This is a genomic window from Halomonas sp. I1 (genome assembly GCF_032334135.1).
Taxonomy (GTDB): domain Bacteria; phylum Pseudomonadota; class Gammaproteobacteria; order Pseudomonadales; family Halomonadaceae; genus Halomonas.
The window spans coordinates 114878-130149 of the sequence record NZ_JAVXUS010000005.1 but is presented as its reverse complement, the minus strand read 5'-3'; the positions used below and the strand labels follow the sequence as shown (position 1 = coordinate 130149).

Here is a 15272-nt window from a genome sequence, read left to right as displayed (position 1 = left end):
GTCCATGTAGGTCACAAGGCAAAAATCAGCAAAAAAGCGGAGTTTACGAGTGTAAATGAGCATTTTACGCTGATTTTTAACGCCGTATGGTCGAGCGCAGGCAGTTTTCAGGTAACGCCTAGGATTGTTCGGCGGTGCGCCCCAAGATCGACATCAAATCGATGCTGTTCTCGCGGGGACGCAGGTCGAGCAGTGCCTCGAGGCTGTGGAGGTGGTCGTTGACACAGGCGCGGGCGGCCTCGCCGTCGCCCTTGCCGAGCCGGTCGAGCAGGCGCGGATGGTCGTTCTCCAGATAACAGGAAGCGAGGCTCGGACGCTTGTAGAGGGCGATGACGATGGAGGTACGCAGCACCAGGTCAGTGAGCATCGCGCCCAGCACCCGGTTGGGCGAATGCTCGGCAAGCAGGTGGTGAATGGTCAGGGAATGCTCGATGCGTGCCGGCTCGTCGCCACGTTCGTAGGCCTCGGTTTCCAGGCGTGCCTGGGTTTCCAGAGTCGCCATGACCTCGGCGTCGAGACGGCCGGCCAATTGCGCGGCCACTTCGCCTTCGACCAGGCGTCGCGCCTCGAACGTCTCACGGGTTTCCTCGATGCTCGGTGCGCGCACCCGGGCCACCTGGTTGGGCCGCTGATCGACGACATGCTCGGATGCCAGACGCGTCAATGCCTTGCGCACCACCGAGCGACTGACGCCGAACACCTCGCCCAGCGTCACTTCCGGCAGCTTGGTGTCGGGCGGCAGACGCTGCGTCAATACCGCGCGTCTGACTTTCTCGACGATATCCTGGTCGCTGATGCGACCGCCGGCCTTGACCTCGGCCAGCATCTCCTTGTGCCAGGCGTTATTCATGGACTGTCTCCCCGGGATTGCCTGTCGAGACCTTCGCATGTTTCACGCCTGCTGACCACACTCCAACCTCACTTTGTATACAGTTCCCCATCATTCAACCGGTGCGATGGTCATCGCCCACATCGAGGATCTTCAGGGTATTGGTGCCGCCGTGGGCGTTCATGTGATCCCCGCGGGTCAGGATCACATGGTCACCCGGCTCGGCGATGCCCTGGGCCACCAGACGCTCCATCGCACGATCGTTGAGCTCGCCGGCCGACATCGCGCTGGTGTCGAAGGGCAGGGATATCACCCCACGATACAACGCCATGCGCCGCTGGGCGACGGGGTTGTGGGCCAGGCCGACGATCGGCAGCCCCGAGCGGATGCGCGAGGCGATCAGCGGCGTATAGCCGGTGGCCGTCATGCAGGCGATGGCGGCCACGCCGGCGAGGTGGTTGGCGGCGTACATCGCCGACAGGGCGATGGTCTCGTCGATCCGCGAGAAGCCCTCGTGGATGCGGTGCCCGGATTCCTGGGCGATGCGCTCGCGCTCGGCGCCCAGACAGACCCGTGCCATGGCCTCGATGGTCTCCACCGGGAAATCGCCGGCGGCGGTCTCGGCGGAAAGCATCACCGCATCGGTGGCATCGAGCACGGCATTGGCCACGTCGAACACCTCGGCGCGGGTCGGCAGCGGCGACTCGATCATCGACTCCATCATCTGGGTCGCGGTGATCACCGCCCGATTGTGGCTGCGGGCATGCTTGATGATGCGCTTCTGGGTGCCGATCAGCGCCTCGTCGCCGATTTCCACGCCGAGATCGCCGCGAGCCACCATCACCGCCTGGCTGGCCTCGATGATGCCGTCCAGGGTGGCGTCATCGGCCACCGCTTCGGCACGTTCGAGCTTGGCCACCAGGCCGATCTCGGCACCGGCCTCGCCGAGCCGTTCGCGGGCCTCGTGCATGTCGGCGGCGCTGCGCGGGAAGGACACCGCCAGGTAGTCGACGCCGATGTCGATGGCGGTCTCCAGGTCGGCCTTGTCCTTGTCGGTCAGCGCCGGGGCGGAAAGCCCGCCGCCCTGCTTGTTGATGCCCTTGTTGTTGGAGAGCCGGCCCCCCTGCACCACGGTGGTGTGAATCTCGCTGCCGGCCACGTGCGCGACGTCGAGTACCAGGCGGCCATCGTCGAGCAACAGGCGATCCCCGGCCACGACATCGTCGGCCAGAGCCTTGTAGTCGCAGCCGACCCGGCCGGCGTCGCCGGCCTCGCCGTCCAGGGCGACATCGAGCACGAAGGCCTGACCTTCCTCGAGGTCCACGGCACCGTCGCGGAAGCGGGCGATGCGGATCTTGGGGCCCTGCAGGTCGCCCAGGGCCGCGACGCTGCGGCCGAGCCGCGCGGCGATCTCGCGCACCTCGGCCAGGCGGCGGCGGTGGTCGTCGGGCGCGCCATGGGAGAAGTTGAGGCGTACCACATCGACGCCGGCGGCAATCATCCGTTCGAGCACGCCGGGCCTGTCACTGGCGGGCCCGAGGGTGGCGACGATCTTGGTGCGGCGAATCGGCTCGTGGATCGGAGCATGGGGGGGCAGCGTCATGAAGTCCTCGGTAATACCAGAATGGCACGAAAGTCGTTGACGTTGGTGCGCGTCGGACCGGTCACGATCAGGTCATCCAGCGCATCAAAGAAAGTATAGGCGTCATTACGTGACAGATAGTCGTCGGGATCAAGACCGAGTTCGCGCATGCGCTCCCAGCAGGCCGGCCCGAAGATGGCCCCGGCGTTGTCCTCGGAGCCATCGATGCCGTCGGTGTCGATGGCCAGGGCGTGAATGCCGGACGCCCCCTTGAGGGTCGTGAAGAGCCCCAGCAGATACTCGACATTACGCCCGCCGCGGCCATCGCCATGGACCGTCACGCTGGTCTCCCCGCCGGAGAGGATCAGCAAAGGCCGAGACAGGCCATCCTGAGCAGCCAGCGCCATCCGTCCCTGGGCCCGCCCGAGCTCTCGCGCCTCGCCTTCGAGATCGTCGCCCAGTAGACGCACCTCGATACCTTCGGCCTCGGCGGCTGCCTGGCCGGCGGACAGGGCGTCCCGGGCCCGAGCGAGGATGTCGCTCTCGTCCCGGGCGAAGTCTGGATCCTCGAGGTGTGGTGCTTCGGTATTGGTCTCGAGGTGATGGCGCACCGCCTCGGAAACCTCGATGCCATACCGTTCGAGGATCGCCAGAGCATCGGCCGGCGTGGTGGCATCAGGCAGGGTCGGACCGGAAGCGATCAAGGAGGCTTCATCGCCGGGCACATCCGAGATGAGCCAGGTCAGCACCCGTGCCGGGTGCGCGGCGGCGGCCAGTCGCCCCCCCTTGATGGCGGACAGATGACGACGAACCGTGTTGATCTCGCGGATCGGCGCGCCGCAGCGTAACAATGCCTTGTTGAGGGCCTGCTTCTCATCCAGGCCGACACCGGGTGCCGGCAGCGTCATCAGCGCCGATCCCCCGCCGGACACCAGCGCGATCACCAGATCGTCCTCGCCCAGCCCCTCGATGGACTCGAGCATGCGGCGGGCGGCGCGTTCGCTCAAGTCATCGGGCATCGGGTGGGACGCCTCGAGGACCTCGATGTCGCGACACTCGGCACCATGCCCATAACGCGTCACGACCAGGCCCTCGAGGGGCGCATCGGGATGCCTGGCCTGCCAGGCACGTTCCAGGGCGGCCGCCATGGCGGCCGCCGCCTTGCCGGCTCCCACCACCAGGGTGCGACCGGCCGGGGGAGTCGGCAACCTGTCGGGCAACAGCGAATCCGGGTGCACGGCCGCCACGGCGGTCTCGCCAAGGCGGGTCAGCCAACTGCGCACGGCCTCGGGCCGGTCGGAGGAAAGCAGCGGGGAAAGGGCATTCATCGGAAAGTCTCCTTCACGCAGGAAAGTACTGCCTAAATCGGCGAACGCCTCGCCGTAACCACTCCGCTCGATATCCCTTCACGGTTATCATGCGGGTGGCGAAAGGTACACCGGGATTTACGCAGGACCTCCCAAAAAAGGGCCCGGTGACGAGAGGTGCTTCAGGGGAAGTCCGTCACCGGGCAATGGCCGTGGAAACGGCCTGGCAGACGACGACCCGACGCCTGCCATTAGGGAGCAGTCACCTCCCTGTCCCCCGCCGGCCGCCACAACGGCCGACGGGAAGGACTCAGCGGCTACCGACTTCGTGGTCGGCGAGCCGTTCGAGGGCACGCAGGATGCCGGCGTGGTCCCAGTCGGCACCACCGTTCGCGGCGCAGGCCTGGAACAGCTGCTGGGCATTGGCGGTACCGGGCAATGCCAGGTCGAGGCTCCGCGCCCCTTCCAGTGCCAGGTTGAGATCCTTCTGGTGCAGCTTGATCTTGAAGCCCGGATCGAAGGTGCGATCGATCATGCGCTGACCGTGCACATCGAGGATCTTCGACTGAGCCAAGCCGCCAAGCAGTGATTCGCGCACCTTGGACACATCGGCCCCTGCCTTGGAGGCAAACAACAGCCCCTCGGACACGGCCTCGATGGTCAGCGCCACGACGATCTGGTTGGCCACCTTGCAGGTCTGGCCGGCGCCCTGGTCACCGATATGGGTGATGGTCTTGCCCATGATCTCGAGCAGCGGGTTGGCACGCTCGAAACCTTCCTGAGAGGCACCGACCATGATGGTCAGAGCGGCGTTGATCGCACCGCCTTCGCCGCCGGATACCGGGGCATCGACATACTCGCCGCCGGCATCGTGGATACGCTTGGCGAACTCCTGGGTAGCCAGCGGGGCGATGGAGCTCATGTCGATCACCAGGGTGCCGGGCTTGAGCCCTTCGATGACACCGCCCTCGCCGAACAGCACCTCTTCGACGTCGGGGGTATCCGGCACCATGGTGATGACCACCTCGGATGCCTCGGCCACCGCCTTGGGATTATCGAGCTCCTTCATGCCCTTGGAGGCCAGGGTCTCGTCCAGGCTGCCACGCTTTACGGTCGTCAGCTCGTGGCCGGCGTCCAGCAGATGGCCCGCCATGGGACGACCCATGATGCCAAGGCCAATAAAACCGATCTTGCTCATGATGATTCTCCTGTCACTTGCGTGCGTCGCTTCGTATCTCGATCTCTAGCGGTAGTAAAACGCGCAGTCGCGTTTCAGCGAACGGCGTCCAGCCACCCGAGGCCTTCCTGGGTCGACCCGGCCGGCTTGTACTCGCAGCCGATCCAGCCCTGGTAGCCCAGGCGATCGAGGTGACCGAACAGGAAGGGATAGTTGATCTCGCCGGTGCCCGGCTCGTGGCGGCCCGGGTTGTCGGCCAACTGCACGTGGGCGATGCGCGCGAAGTGCTTCTCGATGGTCGGCGCCAGGTCCCCTTCCATGATCTGCATGTGATAGATGTCGTACTGCAGCTTCAGGTTGCTCGAGCCCACCTCGTCGAACAGCGCCAGCGCCTGCTCGGTGCGGTTGAGGAAGAAGCCCGGGATATCGCGGGTGTTGATCGGCTCGGCGATCAGCAAGAGGCCCGCGGCCTCGAGCTTCTCGGCGGCGAAGCGCAGGTTATCGACCAGCGTCTGGCGGGCCTCGTCGTCGCTCACGCCCTGCGGCTGGATGCCGGCCAGGCAATTGACCTGAGTATTGCCCAATACCTTGGCATATTCGATCGCCCGGTCGACGCCGGCGCGGAACTCCTCGACGCGGTCCGGGTGACAGGCAATACCGCGCTCGCCGGCGCCCCAATCGCCGGCCGGCAGGTTGAACAGCACCTGGGTCAGGCCGTTGTCGTCGAGACGCTGCTTGATCTCGTCGACGCCGAAATCATAGGGAAAGAGGTACTCGACTCCCTTGAACCCCGCCTTGGCGGCGGCCTCGAAGCGATCGAGAAAGTCCACCTCGGTGAACAACATGCTGAGATTGGCGGCAAACTTGGCCATGTGAATCTCCCCGTGTCTTGTCGTTTATGTCAGCGTGCTCTCGCGATTGATATTGGGCTATCGGGAACGACGGATTTATGTCGCGAGCGAAGATGGATTGGTCGCCGCCGGAGCACAGCAACCGAAGTTGACTTGATGCTCAATGAGGATTGTGAGCACCGCCGGCGACCTAGATATCGAACGCAGCAATAAATCAGTGTTCCCTCAGCGCAGAGCGGCGATGGAACTCGGCGCATCCGCTTCGTTCTCGGCCAACGCCTCGAACTCGTTGACAGTGCTCAAGTCCTTGCCGCTCATCGAGATATTGGTGACCCGCTCGAGAATCACCTCCACCACGACCGGCACCTTGTGCTGGTCCTTGAGCTGCTTGGCCTGCTCCAGCGCCGGGGCGATTTCCTCGGGATCGGTCACGCGGATCGCCTTGCAACCCAGGCCCTCGACCACGGAGACGTGATCCACGCCGTAACCGTTGATTTCCGGGCAATTGATGTTCTCGAACGACAACTGGACCTGATAGTCCATGTCGAAGCCTCGCTGGGCCTGGCGGATCAGCCCCAGGTAGGAGTTGTTCACCAGCACGTGGATGTAGGGCAGGTTGAACTGCGCCCCCACCGCCAGTTCTTCGATCATGAACTGGAAGTCATAGTCGCCGGACAACGCCACGATGTCCGCTTCCGGATCGGCGCGACGCACGCCGAGCGCGGCCGGAACGGTCCAGCCCAGCGGGCCCGCCTGACCACAGTTGATCCAGTGGCGCGGCTTGTAGACGTGCAGGAACTGGGCGCCGGCGATCTGCGACAGGCCGATGGCCGTCACGTAGCGGGTGTTCTTGCCGAACGCCTTGTTCATTTCCTGATAGACACGCTGGGGTTTGACCGGCGTTTCCTTGAAATCGGTCTTGCGCAGCATGGTGCGCTTGCGCTCCTGGCATTCCTCGGCCCACTGGCTGCGATCCTTCAGCTTGCCTTCGGCCTTCCACTCCTTGGCCACCTCGACGAACAGCGCCAGCGCCGCCTTGGCATCGGAGACGATGCCGAGGTCCGGGCCGAAGATACGGCCGATCTGAAACGGCTCGATATCGACGTGAACGAACTTTCGACCCTCAGTGTAGGTGGCCAGATCACCAGTGTGGCGGTTGGCCCAGCGGTTGCCGATCCCCATCACGAAGTCGGCTTCGAGCATGGTGGCGTTGCCATAGCGGTGTGAGGTCTGCAGCCCCACCATGCCGGCCATCAGCTGGTGATCGTCGGGAATGGTGCCCCAGCCCATCAGCGTCGGGATGACCGGTACACCGGTGATCTCGGCAAACTCGGTGAGCAGGTCGCTGGCATCGGCGTTGATGATGCCGCCCCCAGCCACCAGCAGCGGCTTGTCGGCCTCGTCGAGCATGCCCAGCGCCTTCTCGACCTGGGCACGGGTCGCGGCGGGCTTATAGCCCGACAGCGGCTCGTAGGTGTCCGGATCGAACTCGATCTCGGTCATCTGCACATCGATCGGCAGGTCGAGCAGCACCGGGCCCGGGCGCGAGCTGCGCATGATCTGGAAGGCCTGCTGGAAGGCACGCGGCACCTGGGCCGGCTCACGCACGGTAATCGCCCACTTGGTGACCGGGCCGGCGATGGCCTGGATGTCGACCGCCTGGAAGTCCTCCTTGTGCAGCTTGCTGGCCGGCGCCTGGCCGGTGATGCACAGGATCGGGATGGAGTCGGCGGAGGCCGAATACAGGCCGGTAATCATGTCGGTGCCGGCCGGGCCAGAGGTGCCGATGCACACGCCGATGTTACCCGGCTGGGTGCGGGTGTAGCCCTCGGCCATGTGCGAGGCGCCCTCGACGTGACGCGCCAGAACGTGATCCACGCCGCCGACCTTGCGCATCGCGGCATAGAAGGGATTGATGGCAGCGCCGGGCAGGCCGAAGGCGACATCGACCCCCTCTTTCTTGAGCACGTGAACGGCAGCTTCCGCAGCGGTCATGCGAGCCATGACGATTCCTCCGGTAACGGGTTTTATTTTTTGGAAATAATTTCTGTATACAGAGACTAGGCTCACCCGCCGGGAGCCGTCAATACATCGTGAAAAATATTTCCAGATTATCTATCACCGGAAATTCAATAGGTTGCTAAAAATGGAAATTTTTCCCGTAAAATCATGATCGAAGGTGCCAGCCGTGCTCCTCCGGCCCGCCCAGCCGATCATGGGCGCCGAAGAATGGCATGCTGGATACACGAAAAGACCCTGCGTGGCACAGCGGCCGAACAGGGTCTTGCAGGGCTGTCGCGACGGCGTCAGTCGAGGGGCGTCGGGTTCCTCGCGTGCCCCGTGCAGTAGGCGCCGATCAGCGACGCTTGCTGTAGGGCAGCGCCATGTGCCGATTGACGTCCTTGTACAGCAGGTAGCGGAAAGGACCGGGGCCACCTGCATAGCAGGCCTGGGGGCAGAAGGCACGCAGCCACATGTAGTCGCCGGCTTCGACTTCCACCCACTGCTGATTGAGGTGGTAGACCGCCTTGCCCTCGAGCACGTAGAGGCCATGCTCCATGACATGAGTCTCGTCGAAGGGGATCACGCCACCAGGCTGGAAGGTGACGATGGTGACGTGCATGTCGTGACGCATGTCATCTGGATCGACGAAACGCGTGGTGGCCCAGACCTCGTTGCAGTCCGGCATCACCGTCGGTTCGATGTCGTTCTCATTGACCACGAAGGGCTCGGGCACCTCGATGCCGTCGACGAACTCGTAGGCCTTGCGAATCCAGTGGAAACGCACCGGCGCATCGGCTTCGTTGCGTAGCTGCCAGTCACACCCCGGTGGAAGGAAAGCATAGCCGCCCGGCACCATGCGATGCGTCTCGCCGGCGATGGTCAGCACCATCTCGCCCTCCACCACGAACAACACACCCTCGGCGCCCGGATCACTCTCGGGGCGCTCGCTGCCGCCGCCCGGCGAGACCTCCATGATGTACTGGGAGAAGGTCTCGGCGAAGCCGGACAGTGGCCGGGACAGAATCCAGAGCCGGGTATTCTCCCAATGAGGCAACTTGCTAGTGACGATGTCGCGATAGACGCCTCTGGGGATGACCGCGAAGGCCTCGGTGAACATGGCACGGTCGGTGGTCATGACCTTCTGTCCCGGGTGGCCACCGTGGGGGGCATAGTACTGTCTCTGGGTCACGGGGTTTCCTCTTGTTCACGTGGAGACGTGACGGCCTCGCCATGGGGCAGGGTCACGCGGATGTCGATCGGATGCTCGTCGCAGTTGTTGCCCTCGCCACCGCGATCCACGACCAGAAACTCGCCCTCGCATTCCAGGACGGACTGGATGGCATGCCAGGTACCGGCACGATAGTTGACCCCCTGGTGGCCATCGGTGACGAAGGCTTGCACGCTCTCGGGGTCGATTCGCTCGCCGGGGGGCGCCACCACGATGATGAAGCGCTCTTCGTGCATCGGCACGAACGCCTGGCTGCCCTGGGGATGTCGTTCAAGGAACGACAAATCCAGCGGCACGCTGATGGGCTGGCTGACGAAGATGCTGATCAGCGCCCGCGCCTCCTCGCCCAGCGTCTCGACGCGCGCCAGGTCATGGTAACGCCGGGTTCGGCCGGCATTGATATGGAAGTAATCGGAGACCCGCGTATCGATCACCTCGCCGAAGGGGGCGAACGCCTCCGGGGTAAGCGGACGCGCCTCGAGTTCAAGCATATAACCTCCTGCATGAGAGATGGGCCATCTCTCGGACATTACAAACGACTACGGCACCTCGGGCACCGCCACCCTCTTATCAAGATTTTCGGCTCATCGATCATCCGTGGCTGCCATACCTGCGACACAGTTCCAGCGTGACCCTCGGCCTGCGGCAGTCGCCTGAAAGAAAAATATGGAAATCTTTTCCAGATTAAGCTTCAATCGAGACCGTGGCAATACCGAGAAGGAGGTGACGCTCCTCTCTCGCTTCAGCCACCAGGCAGCAATTCGCCATGTCTTGTTTCAAATCACGCCCATGCACAAGTCTCAAGCCTTCGAGCGTATCTGTCCCAAGCAAGGCACCCGTGCCACATCTCAACAACAACCCGAGGTACTGCATGTCCCAACAGCCTCAGACCACTGATAGCCGAGCATCCCGAAAAAGCCATAAAAGCTCGTTTCAGATACCCCATATCTATGTAATTCTCTTCATTTTCATCGCTCTCGCCTCGGTCGCCACGTACTTCGTGCCGGCAGGCTCTTATGAGCGTATCCCGGGGCCAGATGGTCGCACCACCATCGATGCGGCGTCCTTCCAGTTCGTCGAGTCGACCCCTGTCAGTCCGGTCGACTTCATGCTGGCGATTCCCAATGGGCTGATGAGCGCCGGTCAGGTCGTGTTCTTCACCTTCATGATCGGCGGAATGTTCATGGTGCTGCGACGCACCGGCATCATTGAGATCGGGGTCGACAAGCTGAGCCGACGCTTCGCCAACCGAAGCTTGCTGATGATTCCGGTTCTCATGACGACATTTGCCGTGGTGGCCACACTGATCGGTACGCAAGAACTGTCGCTGGTCTATGTGCCAGTCATCCTGCCGTTGATGATCGCCCTGCGCTTTGACTCGGTGACCGCCGCCGCCGTGGCGCTCTGCGCCACGACGGCAGGCTTCACCACGGGCGTGCTCAATCCCATCAACACCGGACTGGGCCAGCAGCTCGCCGGCCTGCCGCTCTATTCGGGCTTCGTACTGCGCGCGATCATTTTCGTCATTATCTTGTGCGTCGGCATCTTTTTCGTCATGCGCTATGCGCGCAAGGTCCACAACGACCCTTCGCTGAGCCTGATGGCCGACGACGAGGCCGAGGCGGAGAAGCGCGCTTCCTATCAGCACGCCACCGACGAAGGTGCCCTGGTTGCCAACTCCCGCCAGAAGCTCGCCGCTCTTGCCGCCTTCGGCTTCTTCGCCCTGTTGGTATACGGCGTACTCGCTCAGGGCTGGTTCATGATGGAAATGGCCGGGCTGTTCATCATCATGGGGATCGTTGTCGGCCTGATAGCCGGCCTGAACGGCGAAGAAATCTGTGAAGGATTCAACCAGGGCTTTCGGGATGTCCTGGTTGGCGCCATGATCGCCGGTATCGCCCGAGGTGTCGCCGTGGTACTCGAGGATGGCCAGATAATGGACACGCTGGTCTATGGGCTGGGCAACCTGGTCGGGGAGCTCCCCAGCCTGCTGTCGGCCATCGGCATGTATCTCGCCCAGCTCGGCTTCAATTTCGTGGTACCTTCCGGCAGCGGCCAAGCCCTGGTCACCATGCCGATCATGGCGCCATTGGCCGACCTCATCGGCGTTACCCGGCAGACTGCCGTCCTCGCCTATCAACTCGGCGACGGTATCGGCAATATCCTCTATCCCACCTCCGGCTACTTCATGGCGACCCTGGCATTGGCGGGTGTTCCCTGGCAGAAATGGATCAAGTTCTTCTTCCCGCTGTTCTGCACCTGGGTCCTGATCTCGCTGTGCCTGCTGACCTTTGCCCAGGCCACTCAGTGGGCCGGCTAAGCCTTTCCGCAACTGACTGGCACCTGTCAGCCTGACACTGTCAATCCGCCACGACTCGCCCCATCGCAGCACCTGATTCTCGAGACAATATCGAGGATCAGGTGCTGCAACGCTTGTCACCATGGGATCGAGACGCTGCATCGAGCGGGTTACCCGCGTGCCGGATGACGCTCGGCCCAGTGCCGGGCGATATCCACGCGCCGGGTGACCCAGACGCGGTCATGAGCTTCGATGTGGTCGAGGAACCGTTGCAGGGCGCGGAAGCGCCCGGGGCGACCGATCAGGCGGCAGTGTAGCCCCACCGACAGCATCTTCGGTGTTTCCTCGCCCTCGGCATAGAGGACGTCGAAGGCATCACGCAGATAGGTGAAGAAGTGGTCCGCGGTGTTGAACCCCTGGGGAGCAGCGAAACGCATGTCGTTGCTGTCCAGGGTATAGGGCACCACCAGATGATCATGCTCACGGCCCTGACTGTCCGCCTCGCGCGTCCAGAACGGCAGATCGTCGCCATAATAGTCACTGTCGTAGAGGAAGCTCCCCTCGTCGAGCACCAGACGACGGGTGTTGGGGCTGTCACGACCGGTGTACCAGCCAAGCGGCGTTTCCCCGTACAGCGACTGGAAGATCTCGATGGCCTTGCGCATGTGCTCGCGTTCGATATGCTCGGGCATTTTCTGGTAATGAATCCAGCGATAGCCGTGACAGGCGATCTCGTGCCCCAGCTCCTTGAAAGCCTGCGCCACATCGGGGTTGCGCTCCAGCGCCATGGCCACACCGAAGACGGTCAGCGGCAGGCCGCGACGCTCGAATTCGCGCAGCACTCGCCAGACGCCTGCCCGTGACCCGTACTCGTAGATCGATTCCATGCTCAGATGGCGGTCTGGATAGGACTCGGCACCGATGATCTCGGACAGGAATTGCTCCGAACCGCTGTCACCGTGCAGCACGCAATTCTCGCCGCCTTCCTCGTAATTGAGCACGAACTGGACAGCAATGCGTGCCCGGCCCGGCCAATCGGCATGAGGCGGCGTGCGACCATAGCCGACCAGGTCCCGGGGGTAATCGCGTCGAGTCGATGATGTCATGACGAAGCTTCCTTCTTGTTTTCGCGACGCTCGTATTGCGGCCCGGCATCGTCGTCATGGGCCTCGGCGCATGGTAGCCGCATTCTGAGCGACACTAAATGTATACAATAAAATACTAGTGTGTACCCACTATGGATGCAAGTCCCGTTGCCTAATGTCCTGTTTCGGAGGTTCGTTGAAAGAGCTGATACAGGACACTAGATCACGTCGACGGAGACGCGCCATGCAGAGGGCTGTTCCCCGCCAACGGACGACGCTTTCAGGCTCTACTTTTGTATACAAAAAATCAAGCCCGGTATCCAAGCCCTGCCGTTGCCCCCCTTTCCGCCACCCGCCCTTGCTTCGCTCACACGCAACCATGGACGGCATGGGCCCGCTTCAGGAAGATCGAATCGGTTGTCAGGCAAGGAAGTATACAGCGGATAGCGGCAAAGTCCGGCCATACCGATACGCATATTGTGAACAAAATGTGGGCACAGAAAATGTACACACGAATGCATTGCATAAAAGCTCACAACCCATTGTTTAGCAATGAGAAATCTGTCAGCCGAGAAAAGGAAAAACCCCTTGCTATCGGCATCATTCAATCCTACTTTGTGTACAACACATTATCTTTTTGTTCACAAAAATAATCCGGGAGCCGCCATGCGCCTCAATGTCATCAATCCCAACACGACCCGTGGCATGACCGACACCATCGCTACCGCCGCACGCCGCATTGCCGCCTCGGACACTCGCATCATGGCCACCCAGCCGGCACATGGCCCGGTTTCCATCGAGAGCCACTTCGACGAGGCGATCAGCGCCGTGGGTGTGCTCGAAGAGGTGGCAGCCGGTGACCGAGAAGGCGCCGACGCCCATATCATTGCCTGCTTCGGCGATCCCGGCCTGCTGGCGGCACGCGAATTGACACGCGCACCGGTGATCGGCATCGCCGAAGCCGCCTTCCATATGGCCACCCTGATCAGCACACGCTTCTCGGTCGTCACCACCCTGGGACGCACCGGCATCATCGCCGAGCATCTGCTCGAACAGTATGGTTTTCGCCATCACTGCCGCCGGGTGCGTGCCGCCGAGATCCCCGTTCTCGATCTGGAGGACGATGGCGATGCCGCTCTGGTGCGAATCATCGAGGAGTGCCGACGAGCACGCGATGAGGATGGCGTCGGTGCCATCGTGCTGGGATGCGGCGGCATGGCCGACCTCACCGACGAGATTGCCGAAGCGGTCGGACTACCGGTGGTCGAGGGCGTGACCGCCGCCGTCAAGCTGGCCGAGGCGCTCGTCGGCCTGGGGCTCGGTACCAGCAAGCATGGCGACCTTGCCTTTCCACGCCCCAAGACCTTCGTCGGCCGCTTCGAGCACCTATCCGGCTCAACCGAATAATCACGCCAAAGCCGCCTGACATCGCGTCAGGACACAGACCGCAAGCCTCACCGTTTTCCCGCAGGAAATCGGCAACAACGACAATCAGCGAACCACTTGCGAGGACACCACCATGGCACCTTCCCCCACGGGCGCCCCGAATGGCGCCAAGACCGCCACCGATCCCACGACACCCCCCACCCCCGAATCCGGCACCAAGTCGGCAGGCAACGAATCCCTGGCGCCACAGAAGACGCGCATCATGGGACGGACTTCCTACCTGCTGGCATGGTTCGGTGGCTGTGTCTCGATCGGCACTTTCACCATGGGCTCCAGCGTCGTCGGAAGCCTCAACCTCATCCAGGCGACCCTGGCCATCGCCATCGGCTGCTTCGTGATCGGCCTTGCCCTGGCCCTGAATGGCGCACCCGGCTACAAGTACGGCATTCCCTTCATGGTCCAGGCGCGCAGTGCCTTCGGCTTTTCCGGCACTCGCCTGCCCGGGCTCGTGCGCGCCGTGCCCGCCATCGTCTGGTACGGCTTCCAGAGCTGGATCGGCGCCGGCGCCCTGAACATGGTTTCGGCGACCCTGTTCGGTTTCGACAATCTGGTCTTCTTCTTCATCACCTTCCAGCTGCTGCAGATCGCCCTGTCAGTGCTGGGCTTCCAGGGCATCAAGTGGCTGGAGAACATCGGCAGTGCCTTCATCCTGTGCTCGCTGGTCTACATGTTCTACAGCACGGTGCAGCGCTATGGCGACGAGCTCTCCGCCAGCATGCTGACCATGGAAGGCTCCTGGGGCATGCCCTTCTGGGGTGCCACCATGCTGTTCCTGGGCATCTACAGCACCATGATGCTCAACGTCAGCGACTACTCCCGTGAACACAAGGAAGGCACCGGGCCAGGCCTGCTGACCACGATCTATGCCATGTCGATCCTGCCCTGCACGATGTTCATGGGACTGATCGGCTACATGGTATCCGAGGCCACCGGCGTGGCGGATCCGGTCAAGGTCTTCGCCAACGCCGTGGACAACACCCCGCTGCTGATGACCACCCTGCTGTTCATCGCCTTCGCTCAGGTCACCACCAATGTCCTCAACAATGTGGTGCCACCGACCTATGTGTTGATGGATGCCTTCAAACTGAAATTCCGCACGGCCACCGTGATCGTCGGTCTGCTGGCCTTCGCCACCTTCCCCTGGGAACTGGTCAAGGACGAGTCCGCCGCCGGCCTGCAGATGTTCGTGCAGACCTACTCGGCTTTTCTCGGCCCGATCTTCGCGGTGCTGGTGGTGGACTATTACCTGATTCGCCGCCGTACGCTGGACCTCGGCAAGCTGTACGACGAGCAAGGCCCCTATCGCGGCGTCAACGTCGCCGCCCTGGTGGCCACCGCGGTGGGCGTGATCGCCGCCTTCAGCATTTCCACCGTGTCCTGGTACGCCAGCCTGATCCCGGCGGGCCTGACCTACTACCTGCTGATGCGCTACTGGGCCCCCTGCCAGCGCTTTCGTGACTGAGC

12 protein-coding genes are annotated in these 15272 nt (G+C 62.8%); 3 read left to right on the top strand and 9 right to left on the bottom strand.

From position 1 onward, the window contains the following. Positions 1–118 precede the first annotated feature (118 nt). The 8 genes from RSO41_RS08545 to RSO41_RS08510 all read right to left on the bottom strand — a co-directional run bounded on the left by RSO41_RS08545 (position 119) and on the right by RSO41_RS08510 (position 9469). Positions 119–850 (bottom strand): GntR family transcriptional regulator, encoded by a 732-nt coding sequence (locus RSO41_RS08545; protein WP_315618695.1) that lies wholly within the window; start codon positions 848–850, stop codon positions 119–121. A gap of 94 nt (positions 851–944) precedes the next feature. Continuing rightward, complete coding sequence (gene pyk / locus RSO41_RS08540; protein WP_315618694.1) at positions 945–2432, bottom strand: pyruvate kinase; 1488 nt, start codon at positions 2430–2432, stop codon at positions 945–947. Then, on the bottom strand, positions 2429–3739 hold the full coding sequence (locus RSO41_RS08535; RefSeq protein ID WP_315618693.1) for a glycerate kinase: 1311 nt from the start codon (positions 3737–3739) through the stop codon (positions 2429–2431). Before RSO41_RS08535 ends, pyk begins: the two co-directional genes overlap by 4 nt. 289 nt (positions 3740–4028) lie before the next feature. After that, the gene (locus RSO41_RS08530; protein ID WP_315618692.1) at positions 4029–4916 is read right to left on the bottom strand and encodes a 2-hydroxy-3-oxopropionate reductase; all 888 of its coding nucleotides are present in this window, start codon (positions 4914–4916) and stop codon (positions 4029–4031) included. Between the two features lie 74 nt (positions 4917–4990). After that, positions 4991–5767, bottom strand: a complete 777-nt coding sequence (gene hyi / locus RSO41_RS08525; RefSeq protein ID WP_315618691.1) for a hydroxypyruvate isomerase — start codon at positions 5765–5767, stop codon at positions 4991–4993. Positions 5768–5971: 204 nt separating this feature from the next. Beyond that, a complete protein-coding gene (gene gcl / locus RSO41_RS08520; RefSeq protein WP_315618690.1) occupies positions 5972–7750 on the bottom strand; it encodes a glyoxylate carboligase in 1779 nt (592 codons plus the stop codon). A gap of 352 nt (positions 7751–8102) precedes the next feature. Beyond that, positions 8103–8939, bottom strand: a complete 837-nt coding sequence (locus tag RSO41_RS08515) for a bifunctional allantoicase/(S)-ureidoglycine aminohydrolase (RefSeq protein WP_315618689.1) — start codon at positions 8937–8939, stop codon at positions 8103–8105. Beyond that, positions 8936–9469 carry an ureidoglycolate lyase gene (locus RSO41_RS08510; RefSeq protein WP_315618688.1) on the bottom strand — a complete coding sequence of 178 codons (534 nt, stop codon included), beginning with the start codon at positions 9467–9469 and terminating at the stop codon, positions 8936–8938. The genes RSO41_RS08515 and RSO41_RS08510 overlap by 4 nt, the downstream gene beginning before the upstream one ends. A gap of 380 nt (positions 9470–9849) precedes the next feature. Here RSO41_RS08510 and RSO41_RS08505 point away from each other — a divergent pair, with 380 nt between their 5' ends. Next, on the top strand, positions 9850–11298 hold the full coding sequence (locus RSO41_RS08505) for a YfcC family protein (protein WP_315618687.1): 1449 nt from the start codon (positions 9850–9852) through the stop codon (positions 11296–11298). A gap of 149 nt (positions 11299–11447) precedes the next feature. On the opposite strand, the gene puuE is transcribed toward RSO41_RS08505, so the two are convergent. Continuing rightward, positions 11448–12383 (bottom strand): allantoinase PuuE, encoded by a 936-nt coding sequence (puuE, locus tag RSO41_RS08500; RefSeq protein ID WP_315618686.1) that lies wholly within the window; start codon positions 12381–12383, stop codon positions 11448–11450. A 645-nt stretch (positions 12384–13028) separates the two neighbouring features. Here puuE and RSO41_RS08495 point away from each other — a divergent pair. Together RSO41_RS08495 and RSO41_RS08490 are read left to right on the top strand one after the other, a co-directional pair. Beyond that, positions 13029–13769, top strand: coding sequence for an aspartate/glutamate racemase family protein (locus RSO41_RS08495; RefSeq protein WP_315618685.1), 741 nt, complete (start codon positions 13029–13031; stop codon positions 13767–13769). Positions 13770–14010: 241 nt separating this feature from the next. Further along, positions 14011–15270: an NCS1 family transporter gene (locus tag RSO41_RS08490; RefSeq protein WP_410000318.1), complete on the top strand. Its 1260-nt coding sequence runs from the start codon at positions 14011–14013 to the stop codon at positions 15268–15270. Positions 15271–15272 lie beyond the last annotated feature (2 nt).